17 protein-coding genes, 1 pseudogene and 1 riboswitch are annotated in these 17,925 nt (G+C 70.1%); of the genes and pseudogenes, 8 read left to right on the top strand and 10 right to left on the bottom strand.

The genetic code is table 11. From position 1 onward, the window contains the following. The 4 genes from ACWD3D_RS19360 to ACWD3D_RS19345 all read right to left on the bottom strand — a co-directional run. Positions 1 to 941 (bottom strand): glycoside hydrolase family 3 protein (locus ACWD3D_RS19360; protein ID WP_451462058.1); only part of this gene is annotated, 941 nt, incomplete at its 3' end. An 8-nt stretch (positions 942 to 949) separates the two neighbouring features. Next, positions 950 to 1,807, bottom strand: a complete 858-nt coding sequence (locus tag ACWD3D_RS19355; RefSeq protein WP_451462057.1) for a carbohydrate ABC transporter permease — start codon at positions 1,805 to 1,807, stop codon at positions 950 to 952. Next, on the bottom strand, positions 1,804 to 2,799 hold the full coding sequence (locus ACWD3D_RS19350; RefSeq protein WP_451462056.1) for a carbohydrate ABC transporter permease: 996 nt from the start codon (positions 2,797 to 2,799) through the stop codon (positions 1,804 to 1,806). The genes ACWD3D_RS19355 and ACWD3D_RS19350 overlap by 4 nt, the downstream gene beginning before the upstream one ends. A gap of 133 nt (positions 2,800 to 2,932) precedes the next feature. Beyond that, entirely contained in the window at positions 2,933 to 4,234 is a 1,302-nt protein-coding gene (locus ACWD3D_RS19345; RefSeq protein WP_451462055.1) for a sugar ABC transporter substrate-binding protein, read from the bottom strand. Between the two features lie 346 nt (positions 4,235 to 4,580). Here ACWD3D_RS19345 and ACWD3D_RS19340 point away from each other — a divergent pair, with 346 nt between their 5' ends. The 7 genes from ACWD3D_RS19340 to ACWD3D_RS19310 all read left to right on the top strand — a co-directional run bounded on the left by ACWD3D_RS19340 (position 4,581) and on the right by ACWD3D_RS19310 (position 12,591). Beyond that, complete coding sequence (locus ACWD3D_RS19340) at positions 4,581 to 5,345, top strand: GntR family transcriptional regulator (RefSeq protein ID WP_451462054.1); 765 nt, start codon at positions 4,581 to 4,583, stop codon at positions 5,343 to 5,345. 199 nt (positions 5,346 to 5,544) lie between these two features. After that, complete coding sequence (locus ACWD3D_RS19335; RefSeq protein WP_451462053.1) at positions 5,545 to 5,802, top strand: DUF3311 domain-containing protein; 258 nt, start codon at positions 5,545 to 5,547, stop codon at positions 5,800 to 5,802. Then, positions 5,799 to 7,433 carry a monocarboxylate uptake permease MctP gene (mctP, locus tag ACWD3D_RS19330; RefSeq protein WP_451462052.1) on the top strand — a complete coding sequence of 545 codons (1,635 nt, stop codon included), beginning with the start codon at positions 5,799 to 5,801 and terminating at the stop codon, positions 7,431 to 7,433. The genes ACWD3D_RS19335 and mctP overlap by 4 nt, the downstream gene beginning before the upstream one ends. Positions 7,434 to 7,572: 139 nt before the next feature. Next, the gene (locus tag ACWD3D_RS19325; RefSeq protein WP_451462051.1) at positions 7,573 to 8,214 is read left to right on the top strand and encodes a hypothetical protein; all 642 of its coding nucleotides are present in this window, start codon (positions 7,573 to 7,575) and stop codon (positions 8,212 to 8,214) included. 56 nt (positions 8,215 to 8,270) lie between these two features. Then, positions 8,271 to 8,783, top strand: coding sequence for a GNAT family N-acetyltransferase (locus ACWD3D_RS19320; protein ID WP_451462050.1), 513 nt, complete (start codon positions 8,271 to 8,273; stop codon positions 8,781 to 8,783). A gap of 109 nt (positions 8,784 to 8,892) precedes the next feature. Then, positions 8,893 to 9,015, top strand: a riboswitch (cobalamin riboswitch). Between the two features lie 142 nt (positions 9,016 to 9,157). Then, positions 9,158 to 11,575 (top strand): ribonucleoside-diphosphate reductase subunit alpha, encoded by a 2,418-nt coding sequence (locus ACWD3D_RS19315; protein ID WP_451462049.1) that lies wholly within the window; start codon positions 9,158 to 9,160, stop codon positions 11,573 to 11,575. Further along, a complete protein-coding gene (locus ACWD3D_RS19310; RefSeq protein WP_387374814.1) occupies positions 11,575 to 12,591 on the top strand; it encodes a ribonucleotide-diphosphate reductase subunit beta in 1,017 nt (338 codons plus the stop codon). Before ACWD3D_RS19315 ends, ACWD3D_RS19310 begins: the two co-directional genes overlap by 1 nt. Positions 12,592 to 12,672: 81 nt before the next feature. Here ACWD3D_RS19310 and ACWD3D_RS19305 read toward each other — a convergent pair whose 3' ends face one another. After that, positions 12,673 to 13,347, bottom strand: a complete 675-nt coding sequence (locus ACWD3D_RS19305; RefSeq protein WP_451462048.1) for a maltokinase N-terminal cap-like domain-containing protein — start codon at positions 13,345 to 13,347, stop codon at positions 12,673 to 12,675. Between the two features lie 114 nt (positions 13,348 to 13,461). Then, the gene (locus tag ACWD3D_RS19300) at positions 13,462 to 13,683 is read right to left on the bottom strand and encodes a hypothetical protein (protein ID WP_451462047.1); all 222 of its coding nucleotides are present in this window, start codon (positions 13,681 to 13,683) and stop codon (positions 13,462 to 13,464) included. Positions 13,684 to 13,764: 81 nt separating this feature from the next. Between ACWD3D_RS19300 and ACWD3D_RS19295 the strand changes: the two genes are divergently transcribed. Continuing rightward, positions 13,765 to 14,739 (top strand): GlxA family transcriptional regulator, encoded by a 975-nt coding sequence (locus ACWD3D_RS19295; RefSeq protein ID WP_451462046.1) that lies wholly within the window; start codon positions 13,765 to 13,767, stop codon positions 14,737 to 14,739. A 67-nt stretch (positions 14,740 to 14,806) separates the two neighbouring features. Here ACWD3D_RS19295 and ACWD3D_RS19290 read toward each other — a convergent pair whose 3' ends face one another. From ACWD3D_RS19290 to ACWD3D_RS19275, 4 genes and pseudogenes are all read right to left on the bottom strand, one after another. Next, positions 14,807 to 15,544 carry a D-Ala-D-Ala carboxypeptidase family metallohydrolase gene (locus tag ACWD3D_RS19290; protein ID WP_451462045.1) on the bottom strand — a complete coding sequence of 246 codons (738 nt, stop codon included), beginning with the start codon at positions 15,542 to 15,544 and terminating at the stop codon, positions 14,807 to 14,809. 206 nt (positions 15,545 to 15,750) lie between these two features. Continuing rightward, positions 15,751 to 16,389 carry a peptide deformylase gene (gene def / locus ACWD3D_RS19285; protein WP_451462044.1) on the bottom strand — a complete coding sequence of 213 codons (639 nt, stop codon included), beginning with the start codon at positions 16,387 to 16,389 and terminating at the stop codon, positions 15,751 to 15,753. Positions 16,390 to 16,503: 114 nt separating this feature from the next. Next, on the bottom strand, positions 16,504 to 17,496 hold the full coding sequence (locus ACWD3D_RS19280; protein ID WP_451462043.1) for a tetratricopeptide repeat protein: 993 nt from the start codon (positions 17,494 to 17,496) through the stop codon (positions 16,504 to 16,506). 81 nt (positions 17,497 to 17,577) lie between these two features. Then, positions 17,578 to 17,925, bottom strand: a pseudogene (locus ACWD3D_RS19275) (hypothetical protein); the annotation flags it as partial.

The following is a 17,925-nucleotide window of genomic DNA, read 5'->3' as shown; positions in this document are numbered from 1 at the left end:
TGGAGAGTGCGGGGGCGTGCCGTTCGGACGAGGTCGGACGCCGGGCGCAGGGCCACCCAGATGGTTGCTGACGCGGGTTGAAGTGAGGGCTCGGCCGCGATCGCGAGGACCGAGCCTCGCTCGATCCCGTACGTCGCGGCGATGGCCTGCATCTCCACCGCGTCGGTGACGATGAGTCCCTCGTACCCGAGTTCACCGCGGAGCAGACCCGTGAGGATCTGCGGGCTGAGCGTCGCGGGGCGGTCGGGGTCGAGCGCGGGGAGCAGGATGTGCGCGCTCATCACCGACTTCGACCCCGCGGCGATGGCCGCCTTGAAGGGGACCAGCTCGCGGGCGTGCAGGGTGTCGAGGTCGACGTCGATCCGGGGCAGCGCGTGGTGCGAGTCGACGGCGGTGTCGCCGTGGCCGGGGAAGTGCTTCGTGCAGGCGGCGACCCCGGCGGCCTGGATGCCCTCGACGTACGCGGCGGTGTGCCGGGCCACCAGGGCGGGATCGGCGCCGAAGGACCGTACGCCGATGACCGGGTTGTCCGGGTTGGAGTTGACGTCCGCGGACGGCGCCCAGTTGAGGTTGACGCCGCACTCGATGAGCCGGCGGCCCAACTCGTGGGCGACGGCCCGGGTCAGCGCGGTGTCGTCCACGGAGCCGAGGGCGTGGTTGCCGGGGAAGGACGAGCCGTCGCGCACCTCCAGGCGGGTGACGTCGCCACCCTCCTCGTCGATGGCGACGAGGACGTCGTCGCGCTCGGCCCGCAGTTGGGCGGTGAGTGCGGCGAGCTGCCCGGGCGAGACGATGTTGCGGCCGAACAGGCCGACGGAGGTGAGCCCTTCGCCGACGCGGCGCAGCAGCCAGTCGGGCGCGCTGGTGCCGGTGAAGCCGGGCTGCAGGACGGCGAGCGCGTCACGGGTGATGGTGTCGTTGGTGGAGACGAGCGTGGTCATCTGCGTCGTCATCCCTTCACTGCGCCGGAGGTGAGCCCGGTCGCCATGTACTTCTGGACCAGCAGGAAGAAGGCCACCACCGGGATCGCGATCAGCGTGGAGGCTGCCATCAGTGCGCCGTAGTCGACCCCGCGGGAGGTGGTGAAGTTCATCAGCCACACGTTGAGGGTGTACTTGTCGTTGTCCTGGAGGACGACGTAGGCGAGGAGGTACTCGTTCCAGGCGGTGATCAGGGAGAAGATCGCCGCGGCGGCCAGCCCGGGGGCGAGCAGCGGGAAGGTGATCCGCCAGAAGGCGCCCATCCGGCTGCAGCCGTCCACCATCGCGGACTCCTCCAGCTCCTGCGGGATGTTGATCACGAAGCCGCGGATCATCCAGGTCGCGAAGGGCAGGGTGGAGACGAGGTAGATGATGATCACACCCCAGTACTCGTTCAGCCCGCCGAGGTCGTTCAGCTGGATGTAGATGGGGATGAGCATCGCCGTCGGGGGCAGCAGCTGGACGACGAGCAGCACGATCATGAAGAACTTGCGGCCGCGGAACCGGAAGCGTCCGATGGCGAAGGCGGCGATGGTCGCGAGGAACATGCCGACCACGACGGCGACGCCGCAGACGATGAGGCTGGACTCGATCGCGGTGCCGAAGTTCGGCTGCTTGATGGCCCGGGAGAAGTTGTCGAAGGTGATCGACGACGGCCACAGCGTCTGGTCGTAGCTGCGGATCTCCGCGTTCGGACGCAGCGAGCTGATGATCAGCCAGTAGACCGGGAAGGCCATCAGGACGAAGGCGATCAGGCCCAGGACGTTGTAGACCGTACGGTTCTTCTTCCGGTCCTGGCGGTAAACCTGGGGGGTGGAGGTGCTCACTCGACCTCTCCGATCTTGAGCAGCTGGCGCAGGTAGTACACGGCGACGCCGGACAGCAGCAGGACCGTGATGAGCGAGACGGCGGCGCCCTCGCTGAACGAGTTGGACTCGAAGGCCTTCTCGTACGAATACAGGCCGAGGACGGAGTACTCGGGCTCGGGCTTGTTGCCGCGGATCAGGAAGATCTGGCCGAAGACGTTGAAGTCCCAGAGCACGGAGAGCGTGGCGACCATCTGGAAGACCGGCTTGATGACGGGCCAGGTCACGTAGCGGAAGATGCCGGGCACGCTGGCGCCGTCGAGCGAGGCCGCCTCCTCCAGTTCCTTGGGGACCTGGGTGAGGGCCGCGTAGAGGGTGACGGAGACGAAGGGGATGGCTCCCCAGACGACGACCGCGCCGATGATGACGAAGCCCTGCTTGGGGTCGAGGAACCAGTTGTGGCCCTGCGCGTCGATCCCGAGGTACTTGGTCAGCACCATGTTGATGACGCCGTAGTCGGAGTCGGCGAACCAGCGGAAGATCGAGGTGGCGACCAGCAGCGGCATGGACCAGGCGGCGACCAGCGCGGCGGTCAGCAGCAGGCGCACCCAGGTGGACATGCGCTGCATGAGCATGGAGAGCGCGAGGCCGCCGGCCATGGTGACGACGACGCAGGCGACCATGAAGATGACGGTCCGCCAGACGACGTGCCAGAACTCGCCGTCACCCAGGACGGTGGTGAACTGGTCGAATCCCACCCAGGGGGCGGCGTCTCCGGACCACAGTTCGCGGCGGCCCACGTCCTGGAAGGACATGATGACCGTCTTGATGAAGGGCCAGACGAAGACGGCGGCGATGGCGATGAACGCCGGGGCTATCAGGAGGTACGGCAGCAGTGCGCCGGCCTTCCGCGGTCTGCGCGCCACGCTCTTCGGGGGCTGGGGTTTCGCACCCTCGGGGGCCCGCGGGACGGACACCGGCGGGTCGGCTGCTTTCATGTCGGCGGCACTCACTGTGCGGGCCTTCCGTTCGGACCAGATACCGGAGCACGGGGGTGGCGGCTTCACCGAAGAAGCCACCACCCCCGCGGACGATCGGGCGGGGCCGGTGAGGAAGGCTCACCGGCGCCGCGTCATGAGCCGGGGCTCAGGACTCGTTGTTGATCAACGAGTCGATCTCCGCGTCGGCTGCCTTGGTGGCCTCCGCGACCGACTTGCCCTTGATGATGTCGAGCAGCATGATCTCGAGCGTTTCCTTCTTCTCGATCGCGGTCCAGCCGGGCGCGATCGGGGTGAACCAGGCGTCCGGCACGGCGTTGGCGATGGCCGCGGTCTCCGGCTTGGCCTTCAGGGGCTCAAGCTGCTTGGTGTTGTTGGGAAGGATGTTCTTCGTGGTCAGGACCGCTTCGGACTTCTCGCTGGTGAAGAGCGAGATCCACTCTTCGCCGAGGTCCTGGATCTTGGACTTGGAGATCGTGGCCAGGTCCGAACCGCCGATGAAGGACGGCAGGGCCTTGCCGTTCGGGCCGGGCATACCCGCGACGGCGATCTTGTCCTTCAGCTTCGGGTTGCCGTTGGCGGCCGGGTCGATGACGCTGCCGGACTCCCAGCCGTTGCCGTAGAGAAGGGCGGCCTTCTCGTTGGCCATGACGTTGGCGTGGTCCGCCTCGTCCTTGGTCTTGTCGCCGTGGTTGTACTTGTTGACCAGGTCGACGAAGTCCTGGATGCCCTTCTGGGCCTCGGGGGTGGAGAGGGTTCCCTTCCACTCCTTGCTGGCGTCGTCGTACTTGGCGATCTGACCGCCCTCGGCGGCGACGTAGGACATCGCGGCGTACCAGTAGCGGCCCGGCAGGTACAGCGGCGAGAACGCCTTGTCCTTGCCGTACTTCGCGCCGATCTTGTCGAGCGCGGCGGTCAGCTCGTCCTGGGTGGCGGGCAGGACGTCCGAGCCGGTGCCGGCCTTGAACATGTCCTTGTTGTAGATCGCGACGCGGGCGCCGGCGTAGTAGGGCACGCAGTACTGCTTGCCCTCGAAGGAGCAGGTGTCCTTCAGGCCCTTGATCCAGGTGTCCGAGTTCTCGTACTTCTTCGGGTCGATCTCGCCGAGCGCCCCGTTGAGGATGTACGTCATGGTCTCGGTGTTGCCGAGCTCGACCACGTCCGGGAACTTGTCACCGGCGAGAGAGGCGTCGAGCTTCTTGGTCTTGTCCGCCCAGGTCTGGTACTGGACATTGACCTTGACGTTCGGGTACTTGGCCGCGAACTGCTTGTTGACGTCGGCGACCAGCTCGGGCCAGGTGCTCTGGGCGTCCGACATCAGCCAGACGGTGAGCGTTTCCTTGCGGTCCTTCGGATCCTGCGACGACGCCTTGTCGTCGTCCGAGCCACATGCCGCGATCGAGATCATCATGCCCGCGACGCCAATGGCCGCGATGAGCTTGCGCTTCACGCCAAACCCTCCTCAGGGATGCTGCAACCCCGCCCACCGCGAAGACATTCGACGAGTACTGCTGGGGCTGGACCTGGTCTTAAATGGTTTAGACCAGCAACGGGAGCTTGGCCTAGACCTTTAGGGGTGTCAAGGGTGTATAAGAAGTGCACTCGCGTCCGTTATAGGACCGACACCTAGGGGCTTTTGATCGAAAGAGCCCACACCTGGATCGCCCATGGGACGGCGGGCCGATGACACGACCCGAAGGGGAGAACGGCGCCCCCTCGGCCGGACCGTGCCACCATGTGAGCCGCGAAGTACGGAGGAGCCGGTGACGGCAGCACAGCAATCGGGGAGAGCGATCATGAGCGCCGGTGAGGGCAGCCCCGCGGGCGCCACGGGATCGGGCGCGCGCACCGCACGCGTGCCCAAGTACTACCGGCTCAAGCGGCATCTCCTCGACATGACGGACACCATGCCGCCCGGCACACCGGTACCCCCGGAGCGCACCCTCGCGGCGGAGTTCGACACCTCGCGCACCACGGTGCGCCAGGCGCTCCAGGAACTGGTCGTCGAGGGCCGGCTCGAACGCATTCAGGGCAAGGGCACCTTCGTCGCCAAGCCGAAGGTCTCCCAGGCGCTCCAGCTGACCTCGTACACCGAGGACATGCGGGCCCAGGGCCTCGAACCCACCTCCCAGCTGCTGGACATCGGCTACGTCACGGCGGACCAGGCGCTGGCCGGACTGCTGGACATCACGGCCGGCGGGCGGGTGCTGCGCATCGAGCGGCTGCGGCTCGCCAGCGGGGAGCCGATGGCCATCGAGACCACGCACCTTTCGGCCAAGCGCTTTCCGGCTCTGCGCCGCTCGCTGGTGAAGTACACCTCGCTCTACACGGCCCTCGCCGAGGTCTACGACGTCCGGCTCGCGGAGGCCGAGGAGACGATCGAGACCTCGCTCGCCACCCCGCGCGAGGCCGGGCTGCTCGGCACCGACGTGGGCCTTCCCATGCTGATGCTCTCCCGGCACTCCCTCGACGGACGGGGCGAACCGGTGGAGTGGGTGCGCTCGGTCTACCGGGGCGACCGGTACAAGTTCGTGGCCCGGCTCAAGCGCCCGCTGGACTGAGCGGACCGGGTCCGCTCATTCGCGTGTACGACGAGATCGAGCCCGTAGCGATCATTTTCAGCCATCCATGAACCACACCCGTTCTCTCTCCGTGCCGTTGACGGAAACAGTCCCGTCGCCGGGAAGGCATACGGCCGGTGCACCCGGCCGGGGCACCGGCCGGGCCCACCGGCGGTCAGCGAGGAACGGAGTCAGACCCATGCCAGAAGTGCCAGCACCCACCCCACCCCCGACGGTGACACCGGCCCGGGTGGTCATCGCGATATGCCTCGCCGCTCCGTTCGTGGCGCTGCTCTGGGTGGGCTCGTACGCCAAGACCGACCCGGCCTTCATCGGTATCCCGTTCTTCTACTGGTACCAGATGCTCTGGGTGATCATCTCGACCGGGCTGACGATGCTCGCGTACACGCTGTGGAAGCGTGACCAGCGCTCCCGCAAGGGGGGTGTCTCCGCATGAAGGACGGCGTGAACGGTGTGGCGCTCGGCGTCTTCATCTTCTTCTTCCTGGCGGTCACCGTCGTCGGGTTCATGGCCGCCCGCTGGCGGCGCGCGGACAACGCCCAGAGCCTGGACGAATGGGGCCTGGGCGGACGGTCGTTCGGCACCTGGGTGACCTGGTTCCTGCTGGGCGGCGACCTGTACACCGCGTACACCTTCGTCGCCGTCCCGGCGGCGATCTACGGCGCGGGGGCCGCGGGCTTCTTCGCGGTTCCGTACACGATCCTGGTGTACCCGCTGATCTTCACCTTCCTGCCGCGGCTCTGGTCCGTGTCGCACAAGCACGGGTACGTCACCACCTCCGACTTCGTCCGGGGCCGTTTCGGCTCCCGGGGTCTGTCGCTGGCGGTCGCGCTCACCGGCATCCTCGCCACGATGCCGTACATCGCCCTGCAACTCGTCGGCATCCAGGCGGTGCTGGACGTGATGGGCGTCGGCGGCGGCGAGAACACCAACTGGTTCGTCAAGGACCTCCCGCTGCTGATCGCCTTCGCGGTGCTGGCCGCGTACACCTACTCCTCGGGCCTGCGCGCGCCCGCGCTGATCGCGTTCGTCAAGGACGGGCTGATCTACCTGGTCATCGCGGTGGCGATCATCTACATCCCGATCAAGCTGGGCGGCTTCGACGACATCTTCGCCGGAGCGAGCGCGAAGTTCTCCGCCGTCAACGAGGCGGCCGGCAAACCGGTCGCCGGGATCGTGCCCGGGGTGAACGGCCAATGGGGTTACGCCACCCTGGCGTTGGGCTCCGCGCTGGCGCTGTTCATGTACCCGCACTCGATCACGGCGACGCTCTCCAGCCGCAGCCGTGAGGTGATCCGCCGCAACACCACGATCCTGCCGCTGTACTCGCTGATGCTCGGCCTGCTGGCCCTGCTCGGCTTCATGGCCATCGCGGCCGGGGTCAAGGTGGCCAACGGCCAGCTGGCCATCCCGCAGCTCTTCGAGAACATGTTCCCCGACTGGTTCGCCGGGGTCGCGTTCGCCGCGATCGGGATCGGCGCGCTGGTACCGGCGGCCATCATGTCCATCGCCGCCGCGAACCTCTTCACCCGGAACATCTACAAGGAGTTCCTGAAGCCGGACGCGACGCCCGCCCAGGAGACCAAGGTCTCCAAGCTGGTCTCGCTCCTGGTGAAGGTCGGCGCGCTGGTCTTCGTGCTCACCATGGACAAGACCGTGGCCATCAACTTCCAGCTGCTGGGCGGGATCTGGATCCTCCAGACGATGCCGGCGCTGGTCGGCGGGCTGTTCACCCGGTGGTTCCACCGCTGGGCGCTCATCGCGGGCTGGGCGGTCGGCATGCTCTACGGCACTCTCGCCGCGTACGGCGTGGCCTCCCCGACCCAGAAGCACTTCGGCGGCTCCTCCAAGGAGATCCCGGGCATCGGCGAGATCGGCTACATCGGCCTCACCGCGTTCGTGCTGAACGTCGTGGTGGTGGTCGTGGTGACCCTCGTCCTCAACGCGCTCAAGGCGCCGGCCGGCATCGACGAGACCTCACCGGAGGACTACACGGCGGACGTCGGCGACCCGGGCGTGCAGCCGAAGCTGGCACCGGCCACCGTGGGGGCGCCGGGCGGCCACTGACGCGATCCGGCCATGCCGGCGCGCAGGGACGAACCGTCCGCCGGGCCGTCGCGTCCTCCCCTGCCGGGAGGGCCGGCGGCCCGGCGGCGCTCCCGCCCCCCGGTCCGGACCACCGACCCCCTTACGGGAGGATGTGCTCATGACATTTCGCGCACGGTTGCACGGCCTGTGGCCCGCCCTGCTGGTCCTCACCCTCGTCGGGTGCGGCACCGAGCACGCCGGAGCGGGGGGTGAGGCCCCGGCCGACGTGCCGGACCACGCCGAGCTGGAGGCGCGGGCGACGGCGCTCCAGACCCGGGCCGACCACGTGTACGTCACCGAGATCCCCGGCTACACCCTGGCCACCCAGTCGGTGGGCGTGCTGGGCGACGACGGCTTCGGCAGCTCCTACACGGACAAGAGCGGGCACGTGGTCCAGCTCGGCGTGGAGCGCGCCACGTACTCCCCCGCCGACTGCGGCAAGAAGCCGGTGAGCGACGGCTCGGCCGGCTACACCGTCTGCGAACACGACGGCGAGCGCTGGTACAGCGAGACCGCCCTCGGCCGCGCTTACGCCCGCACCGAGGGGGACCTCGTCGTGACGGTCAGCGCCGAACTCGCCGCCGCGGACCGCGACACCCTGCGCGCGGCGGCCGACGCGGCCCACTTGGCGGACGACGCGGAGCTCGACAAGATCCTCCCGCCGCTCGGCCAGGCACCCGGGTCGCAGCCGATCGAGCGCGGTGACCTCCCGCCGGAGGGCGACGGCGCCCCGGACAACCACGTGGGCGCGAGCGGCTGAGCCCCGTACCGCACCGGCCTGTCCCCCGGGCCCGTGAAGCACGCAGAATGGCGGTCATGGACCTGACGATCAGAAGGGCCGAGCCCGAGGAGTACGCGCTCCTCGGCGAGATCACGGCCCAGGCGTACCTCGGTGACGGCCTGTTGGGCGGAGGCGAGGACGACCCCTATCTGGCCAGGCTGCGGGACGTGTCCGGCCGGGCCGCCGCGGCGGAGGTGCTGGTGGCCGTGGACGACACCGGCACCGTCCTCGGCGGGGTGACCTACGCTCCGCCCGGCAGCACGATGTGCGACGTCGCGGCGGCGGACGAGGCGGAGTTCCGGATGCTGGCGGTGGACGGGGCCGGGCGCGGCCGGGGAGCCGGGGAGGCGCTCGTACGGGCGTGCGCCGCGCGGGCCCGGGCCACCGCCGGGGTCACCGGACTCGCCCTCTCGACCCAGCCCGCCATGGCCGGGGCGCACCGGATCTACCACCGCCTCGGCTTCACGCGCACCCCGGAACGCGACTGGTCCCCGGTGCCGGGCCTGACGCTGCTCACCTACCGGCTGGACCTGGGCAGCGGCGGCTGAGAGCCTGCCCGGGAGGCCCCGGACGGCCCGCCGCACCCTCTCCCGCACGGGAACACCGCCCCGCATCGCCACAAGATGTGGGGCGTCGGCGTCCCCCGGCCACCACATGTATGCTCGTCTCGCTGTCGTCGCAGGGGAATCCGGTGCGAATCCGGAACTGTCCCGCAACGGTATGAACCGCGCGTTTCGCGCACCTTCGAGTCCGGCTACCTGCCGACAGCGCGTCCGGCTCACCCGAACCGGACGCCCGTACGTCCGGGCCTCGCGGTTGGGCCGGTGGACGCCGTGTGCGGTGCTGCCCGTCTCCAGGTGGCGCGCCCCGCGGCCCTCCCCTTCCCCCGCCGGCCCAGAGCCGAGCGAGGGAGAGCACCACCGTGACCATCGCGCCCGCCGATCCGGCGTCCGTGCCCGCAGCCACTGCGGCGATCCAGCCCGCCGACGGCCCCGGGGCCGCGCTGCTGCGCACCCTGACCGCCCTCACCGCGGACCTGCCGGACACCGACCCGGGCAGGGTCGCCGCCGCCGCGCTGCGGGGCCGCAGCGCGCACGCCGACGAGGCGGAACTGCTGACCCTGGCCACCGAGTCGGCCGCCGGTCTGATCGCGGAAGACCCCGCCTACTCGCGGCTCGCCGCCCGGCTGCTGACCCGCACCATCGCCGCCGAGGCGGCCGGTGAGGGCGCGGTGTCCTTCTCCGCGTCGGTCGCCGTCGGCCACCGCGAGGGCCTGATCGCGGACCGCACCGCCGCGTTCGTGGAGCTGCACGCGCAGCGGCTGGACGCGCTGGTCGAGGGGGCGCTCGCGGACGGCGCCGACGACCGCTTCGGCTACTTCGGCCTGCGCACCCTCTACAGCCGCTACCTGCTGCGCCACCCGATCACCCGCCAGGTGCTGGAGATCCCGCAGCACTTCATGCTGCGGGTCGCGGCCGGGCTCGCCGAGAACGACTCCCCCGGCGCGGTGGACGAGGTCGAGGCGCTCTACGGGCTGATGAGCCGGCTCGACTACCTGCCGTCCTCCCCCACGCTCTTCAACTCCGGCACCCGCCACCCGCAGATGTCCTCCTGCTATCTGCTGGACTCCCCGCTGGACGAGCTGGACTCGATCTACGGCCGCTACCACGAGGTGGCACGGCTCTCGAAGCACGCGGGCGGCATCGGTCTGTCGTTCTCGCGCATCCGCTCGCGCGGCTCCCTGATCCGGGGCACCAACGGGCTCTCCAACGGCATCGTGCCGTTCATGAAGACGCTGGACGCCTCCGTCGCGGCCGTCAACCAGGGCGGCCGGCGCAAGGGCGCCGCCGCGGTCTACCTGGAGACCTGGCACGCGGACATCGAGGAGTTCCTGGAGCTGCGCGACAACACCGGTGAGGACCAGCGGCGTACGCACAACCTGAACCTGGCGCACTGGATTCCGGACGAGTTCATGCGCCGGGTCGACATCGACGGCACCTGGTCGCTGTTCTCGCCCGCCGACGTCCCCGAGCTGGTGGACCTGTGGGGCGACGCGTTCGACACCGCCTACCGGGCCGCGGAGGCGAAGGGCCTGGCCCGCCGCACGATCCCCGCCCGTGAGCTGTACGGCCGGATGATGCGCACCCTGGCGCAGACCGGCCAGGGCTGGATGACCTTCAAGGACGCCTCCAACCGCACCGCGAACCAGACCGCCGAGCCGGGCCGGGTCGTGCACTCCTCGAACCTGTGCACGGAGATCCTGGAGGTCACGGACGACGGCGAGACGGCCGTCTGCAACCTCGGCTCGGTCAACCTGGGCGCCTTCGTGGTGGACGGGACGATCGACTGGGAGCGACTGGACGCCACCGTGCGGACCGCGGTGACCTTCCTCGACCGGGTCGTCGACATCAACTTCTACCCGACCGAGCAGTCCGGCCGGTCCAACTCCCGCTGGCGGCCGGTGGGTCTGGGCGCGATGGGCCTCCAGGACGTCTTCTTCCAGCTGCGGCTGCCGTTCGACTCCCCCGAGGCGCGCGAGCTCTCCACCCGCATCTCCGAGCGGATCATGCTCGCCGCGTACGAGGCTTCCTGCGACCTGGCCGAGAAGTCGGGCCCGCTGCCCGCGTGGAGCGAGACCCGTGCCGCGCGCGGGGTGCTGCACCCGGACCACTTCGACACGGCGCCGGCTTGGCCGGAGCGGTGGGAGGCGCTGCGCGCCCGGATCGCGAAGACCGGGATGCGCAACTCGCTGCTGCTCGCCATCGCGCCGACCGCGACCATCGCCTCGATCGCAGGGGTGTACGAGTGCATCGAGCCGCAGGTCTCCAACCTGTTCAAGCGCGAGACGCTCAGCGGTGAGTTCCTGCAGGTCAACGCGTACCTGGTGGACGAGCTGAAGCGGCTCGGCGTGTGGGACGCGCGGACCCGTGAGGCGCTGCGCGACGCGAGCGGCTCGGTGCAGGGCTTCGGCTGGATTCCGGCGGAGGTGCGGGCGCTGTACCGCACGGCGTGGGAGATCCCGCAGCGCGGCCTGATCGACATGGCGGCGGCCCGTACCCCCTACCTCGACCAGAGCCAGTCGCTGAACCTGTTCCTGGAGACGCCGACCATCGGGAAGCTCTCCTCGATGTACGCGTACGCCTGGAAGCAAGGGCTGAAGACGACGTACTACCTGCGTTCGCGTCCGGCGACCCGGATCGCCCGTGCCGCCTCCGGCACCGCGAAGGCCGCAGCCCCGACCCCGGCCCCGGCCGACATCCCCGTGCAGCAGGCGTACTCCGACGCGGAAGCCCTCGCCTGCTCCCTCGAAAACCCCGAGTCCTGCGAGGCCTGCCAGTAATGACCACCGACATGAACAAGAACCTGCTCGACCCGGGCTTCGAGCTGACCCTGCGTCCCATGCGCTACCCGGACTTCTACGAGCGCTACCGGGACGCGATCAAGAACACCTGGACCGTGGAGGAGGTCGATCTCCACTCCGACGTGGCCGACCTCGCCAAGCTGTCCCCGGGTGAGCAGCACATGATCGGCCGACTCGTGGCGTTCTTCGCCACGGGCGACTCGATCGTCTCGAACAACCTCGTGCTGACGCTGTACAAGCACATCAACTCCCCCGAGGCGCGGCTGTACCTGTCGCGGCAGCTGTTCGAGGAGGCCGTGCACGTCCAGTTCTATCTGACGCTGCTCGACACCTACCTGCCCGATCCGGACGACCGTGCCGCCGCGTTCGACGCGGTGGAGGAGATCCCGTCGATCCGCGAGAAGGCGCAGTTCTGCTTCCGCTGGATGGACTCGGTCGAGAAGATCGACCGGCTGGAGACCAAGGCCGACCGGCGCCGGTTCCTGCTGAACCTGATCTGCTTCGCGGCGTGCATCGAGGGGCTGTTCTTCTACGGCGCCTTCGCGTACGTCTACTGGTTCCGCTCGCGCGGTCTGCTGCACGGCCTCGCCACGGGCACCAACTGGGTGTTCCGCGACGAGACGATGCACATGAACTTCGCCTTCGAGGTCGTGGACACCGTGCGCAAGGAGGAGCCGGACCTCTTCGACGACGAACTCCAGCAGCAGGTCACCGACATGCTGAAGGAGGCCGTGGAGGCCGAGCTCCAGTTCGGCCGCGACCTGTGCGGCGAGGGCCTGCCGGGCATGAACACCGAGTCGATGCGCCAGTACCTGGAGTGCGTCGCGGACCAGCGCCTGGTCCGGCTGGGCTTCCCCGCGCTGTACGGCTCCGAGAACCCGTTCTCCTTCATGGAGCTCCAGGGCGTGCAGGAGCTGACGAACTTCTTCGAGCGCCGCCCGTCGGCGTACCAGGTCGCGGTGGAGGGCACGGTCGGCTTCGACGACGACTTCTGATTCTGACGACTTCTGATTCTGGAGGCCGGTCGGACGCACGGTGGCGGGCACTCCCCACGCGGGGGTGCCCGCCACCTGTCGTCAGCGCTCCGTCGAGGCACGCACTTCGGCGAAACGGGCACGGGCCGGCTCGGTGCCCGGCGGAGCCCAGAGCGCGGTGATCTCGCCGTGCAGCGGCCCCGCGTCGCCCTTGGGCTCCTCGGCGTCGCCCGTCAGCGCGCGTACTACCCGCAGGGTCCAGCGTCCGGCCCCGGCGGGGTCCGACAGCTGGATGTCGGTTCCGTACATCCCGCTCTCGACCGCCTCGACGGCCACTCCGTCGGGGATGTCGTCCCCCATGAACCGGCTGTGCACGGTCGGATCGACGGTGTCCGACTCGCTCTGTGCCTGCGGTTCGGCGCGGCCGTGCAGCAGGGCGAGGAGCCGGTCGGTCAGCACGGAGTCGCGGGCCCCGTCGTACACCCAGCGCTTGCCCAGCACCCCGTGTTCGGTGGTACCGATCAGCGCGGCGTCCGCGCCGTCGAGCGGGGCGCCCCGGTAGGTGACCGGCACGTGGTACGGCACCGGGCGGCCTGCCGAGGCGTCGGTGACCACCATGAACTCGATGCCCACCTCGCCCTCGGGGTCGTCGAGCCGGAAGCCGCCGGCCTTCGCCAGCTCGGGCGAGCTGCCCGCGTACCAGGGCTGGGACGGCAGCCAGGCGGCGACCAGTTCGAGCTTGCCGGGGTTCAGGGTGGTGCGGTGGATGACAGCCATGTTCTCTCTTCGTCCGTGGGTGGGCCGATCGAGCCGGAGCCCCGTCCACTGGGCCGGGGCTCCGGCCCCCATGATCGCCCGTGCGCCGCTCCGGACGGGGGCGACGCGATCGCCTCAGATCCGCGCCCAGGACCGTACGTACGCGCGCCGGGCGGCGGGCCGGGTCCGGTCGGTCGTGACCGTATCCGGCGGCGCGGCACGGTGGGCGTCGCGGTCGGGTGCGGCCGCGCGCAGTTCGCGGTCGATGCGGATCTCCCGGGCGAACCCGAGGAGGGCGGGAAGCAGGACGAGGGCGGCGAGGACGGTGACACCGAGGACGTTCAGGAGTGTGTTCATGGCTCCACTCTGGCCGCCGGGACGACATCCGGGCAGTGGCAGGACTGTCATCGACCATCGAATTGCTGCCACACTGTCCCCATGCTGAAAAACGTCGCCGCCCTGCTGCTGGACGATGTCCACCCCTTCGAGCTCGGCGTCCTGTGCGAGGTCTTCGGCCTCGACCGCAGCGAAGAGGGGCTCCCGGTGCACGACTTCGCGGTGGTGTCGGCGGAGGGGCCCGCGCTGCGCACCCACGCCGGCTTCACCATCTCCACCGAGCACGGCCTCGAACGGCTGGAAGAAGCCGACCTCGTCGCCGTGCCGGCGGGCAGCCACTTCCTCGCCCGGGAGTACCCGCAAGAGGTCCTGGAAGCGCTGCGGCGGGCCGTGGCGCGCGGTGCGCGGGTGCTGTCCGTCTGCTCCGGCGCCTTCGTCCTCGGGGCGGCGGGGCTGCTGGACGGCCGACGCTGCACCACGCACTGGCGGCACTCCGACGAACTGGCCCGGCGCTTCCCGCTGGCCCGGGTGGAACCGGACGTGCTCTACGTCGACGAGGGCCAGGTGATCACCTCGGCCGGGACGGCGGCCGGTGTCGACGCCTGTCTGCATCTGGTGCGCCAGGAGTACGGCCAGGAGGTCGCCAACGCCATCGCCCGCCGGATGGTGGTCCCCCCGCACCGGGACGGCGGCCAGGCGCAGTACGTGAAGCGCCCGCTGCCGCGCACCCGTTGCGACACCGTCGGGGACACCCTGGCGTGGATGGAGAACCATCTCGACCAGGAGATGACCGTCGATCAGCTCGCGGCCCTCGCGCACATGTCGCCGCGCACCTACGCGCGCCGGTTCCAGCAGGAGACGGGCACGACCCCGTACCGCTGGCTGCTGCGGCAGCGGGTGCTGCTGGCCCAGCATCTGCTGGAGACCTCGGACGAGACCATGGAGGCGATCGCGGGGCAGACCGGCTTCGGCAACGCGGCGGCCCTGCGGCACCAGTTCGTACGCTCGCTGGGTACGACCCCGAACGCCTACCGGCGGACCTTCCGGGGCCCGGCCGAGGTGCCGGGGGCGGCCTGAGAGACGTACGCGGACCCGCGAGCGTGGTCGCGGGTCCGCGTGCGCGCGGAGCTGTGCGGGGCGCCGGTCAGATGCCGCAGTTGGGGGCCGACCAGAAGTGGCTGGGGCCCTGGTTGACGTGCACGTGGTCACCGTGGTCCGGGTAGCCCGGGCCGAGGATGCCGTTGAAGCCGTGGTTGCGGGCCTGGAGCGCCATGGTGCAGAGCGAGTGCGCCCCGACCCCGAGGTCGACGGCGTCGCCGTACAGATGGCGGCTGCCCGAGGCGCCGCCCACCGCCGCGTTGCAGGAGGTGGACCGGAAACCGCTGGTGACACGGATCGGCTGGTCGCCGAGGGCGTGCCGCAGCGCCTCCAGCTTCCACATGCTGGTGAGAGCGTTGGCCTTCGCCGTTCCGGCGGCGACCGCGCCGCCGGCCCAGGTGCTGTTGCAGGTGTTCAGCTCCGCGTACGTGAAGTGGACCGGGGTGCAGTCGTCGTCCTGGAGCGCGTAGATCTTGGCCTGGGTGGCCGGTCCGGCGATGCCGTCGGCGGTGAGGCCGTAGGCGGCCTGGAAGCGCTTGACGGCGGCGGTGGTGGCGGGGCCGTACGAGCCGTCGACGGCGAGTACCGAGTTGTAGCCGGGGTATCCGGCGACCCGGATCTGCAGCTGGGTGACGTCGCTGCCGGTGGCGCCGGAGGACAGGGTGCGACTGAAGGTGAAACAGCCGTCCGCGTGGGCGGTTCCGGCCGTGAGCACGGCCCCGCTCCACGCCAATGAGATGGTCATGACAAATCCGAGCAGGACACGCGCGGTACGTCTGAGCATGTGGGGTGCTCCCTCTCGCGGTGGACGCGGTGGAATGGGGCTCGTGTGGGGATGCGACTCGCGTCGGAACGTGGGAGCGAGCCTTTCGCAGTGGTGGACGCGCGTCAACTCCCCCCCGGAGAAACTCCGGACGAAGGCCGGAACACGCCGAAGGGGCCCGGCCGCCCGGGAGTTCACCGGCGGCCGGGCCCCTTCGGGCGGCGGGATCAGGCGTTCGGGACGGTCTCGTAGCGCGGGGTGCCCTCGGCCATCTGCTTCAGCGCGTCCTTGCGGTCCCGCTTCGACAGCCGGTCGATGTAGAGGTAGCCGTACAGGTGGTCCGTCTCGTGCTGGAGGCAGCGCGCGAAGTAGCCGGTGCCCCGCACCTTGATCGGGTTGCCCTGCGCGTCCCGGCCGCTGACCACGGCGTAGTCCGGCCGGGCCAGCTCCGCGTAGGCGGTCGGGACCGACAGGCAGCCCTCGTTGGAGTCGTCCAGCACCCGGTCCTGGGGAGGCAGCTCCTCCAGCACCGGGTTGACGACGACGCCCACGTGCCGCACCCCGTCGTCGTCCGGGCAGTCGTAGACGAAGACCTTCTGGTCCACGCCGATCTGGTTGGCGGCCAGGCCGACGCCCTCGGCCGTCCGCTGGCTGGCGAACATGTCGTCGATCAGCCGCGCCAGCTCGTCGCCGAACTCGGTGACGTCCTGGCACTCCTTGTGCAGGACCGGGTTGCCCACGACCGTGATCGGACGGGAGGTGCCGCGTTCGCGGTACGCCGCCTCACGCTCCTCGCAGTCCTCCGTGTCCACGACGAAGACCTCGTCGTCCACGCCGATCCGCTCGTCCGTCTCCTGCTGCGACATGTCCGCCGTACGCCTTCCTGCAAACCGTGAACCTTGAAACCCGAGTCCGGGCAGATCAGCACCTGGGAATCGGTGCCCGTACAGCCTACGGGGAGACGGAGCCCCGGGGCACGGTCAGCAGACTTCTTCGAGATCCCGCCACTCACGGCTGTCCGGACTGTCGGCGACCCAGCCGTCCAGCAGCCCCCGCACCAGTCCCGCCGGGGCGGCGAGGCCGCATTCGCGTTCGGGGGCCCAGAGGCCGCCCGCCGTGCGGTGCCCCAGCGGACCGGGGTGACCGGGCTCGCTGTGGTCGTGCGGGTCGAGGTGCTCACCGTCGCCCTCGTCGCTCTCCATCCGGCTCTCCGAACAGGACCGGCAGAGCAGCCTTACCGACGAGGACCAGTCCTCGGCGGCGAACCCGGCGTCCGAGGCGAGCTTCTCCAGCGCGTCCCGGTCCTCCTCGGTGGCCGCCTCCAGCAGCACCACCCAGGTCGGCACCGGCGAGGGCGCCCACAGCTCGATCTCGTCGAACACCGGGTACGAGGGGCCCGCCGCGGTCACCCGCTCACCGTGGGGAACCCCGTCGTGCAGCACGACCTCGCCCCAGCGGCGCCCGGAGGACGGCAGCGGGATCGACAGCACCTCGATCCGGGCCGGGTCGAGCCGGCGCCCCCAGACCACCTCGGCCTCGCCCTCGGGCGACAGCCGCACCGCGGCACTGCCCAGCTCCATACCGGTCGGCTCGGTGGTCGCGGCGGCACCCTGCGCCCCGGTGCCGGGCACCTTCAGGCCGTACGCCTGCCAGGCCCGGCGGGCCAGCGGCCAGTCCTGCAGCGCGGTCGCGGCGATGCCCACGTTCCACCAGTCCGGGGCGCCGGACTCGCGGTCCAGCAGCGCGACGGCCCGCAGTCCCGCCGAGCGCGCCTGCTCCCAGTCGTGCCGGAACTTGTGCAGCAGTGCCAGGTTGAACCAGGACTCGGAGAGCCAGGGTTCCAGGTCCGCCGCGCGCGTCAGCAGCGCCCCCGCGTCCTCGTACCGGCCGTCGCCGATCAGCGTGAACGCGCGGTCCGTGGCCTGCCGCCACGAGGCGGACGGCCGATGCCGTGCCTTCCCGAAGATCCTCACGATTCCCGCCTGTCCCGACTGGACACCCTCTTCTTTCGCATCCAACCATGCCCGGCCGGACGCCCGCTCATTACCCATGGGTTACCCCGTTCGTACCCGGGGCGGACCGCCCCTCGCCAGGACTCCGGCCAGCGCCTCGACCACCTGTGGCTGGTAGTCGTGGCCGGTGCCGATACGCAACTGCTCCAATGCCCCCAGAGCCCCTCCCACGGCTTCCCCGCAGAGGTCCTCGTACGCGTTGACCGCGCGGACGATCCGCGCGGTGAGCGGCTGCTCCCGGTACGGGTCTGCCTGCCGTTCCACCACCACCGCCACCCTCGCGTCCACCCCGGTCTGCCGCACAACGGCCCCGCCGAGCAGCGCGATCCTGCGCTGCTCGGTGAGGAGGGGTGCCATGTCCTCGCACAGCTCCACGTAGACGACCTTCGG

It is taken from the genome of Streptomyces sp. NPDC002690, assembly GCF_053592415.1.
This window is presented reverse-complemented; position numbering and strand designations above follow the sequence as displayed.

Coding starts and splice junctions, on each gene's coding strand:
- ACWD3D_RS19340 (WP_451462054.1), top strand. CDS start 4,581: ATGAGCGCCGGTGAGGGCAGCCCCGCGGGCGCCACGGGATCGGGCGCG.
- ACWD3D_RS19335 (WP_451462053.1), top strand. CDS start 5,545: ATGCCAGAAGTGCCAGCACCCACCCCACCCCCGACGGTGACACCGGCC.
- mctP (WP_451462052.1), top strand. CDS start 5,799: ATGAAGGACGGCGTGAACGGTGTGGCGCTCGGCGTCTTCATCTTCTTC.
- ACWD3D_RS19325 (WP_451462051.1), top strand. CDS start 7,573: ATGACATTTCGCGCACGGTTGCACGGCCTGTGGCCCGCCCTGCTGGTC.
- ACWD3D_RS19320 (WP_451462050.1), top strand. CDS start 8,271: ATGGACCTGACGATCAGAAGGGCCGAGCCCGAGGAGTACGCGCTCCTC.
- ACWD3D_RS19310 (WP_387374814.1), top strand. CDS start 11,575: ATGACCACCGACATGAACAAGAACCTGCTCGACCCGGGCTTCGAGCTG.
- ACWD3D_RS19305 (WP_451462048.1), bottom strand. CDS start 13,347: ATGGCTGTCATCCACCGCACCACCCTGAACCCCGGCAAGCTCGAACTG.
- ACWD3D_RS19300 (WP_451462047.1), bottom strand. CDS start 13,683: ATGAACACACTCCTGAACGTCCTCGGTGTCACCGTCCTCGCCGCCCTC.
- ACWD3D_RS19295 (WP_451462046.1), top strand. CDS start 13,765: ATGCTGAAAAACGTCGCCGCCCTGCTGCTGGACGATGTCCACCCCTTC.
- ACWD3D_RS19290 (WP_451462045.1), bottom strand. CDS start 15,544: ATGCTCAGACGTACCGCGCGTGTCCTGCTCGGATTTGTCATGACCATC.
- def (WP_451462044.1), bottom strand. CDS start 16,389: ATGTCGCAGCAGGAGACGGACGAGCGGATCGGCGTGGACGACGAGGTC.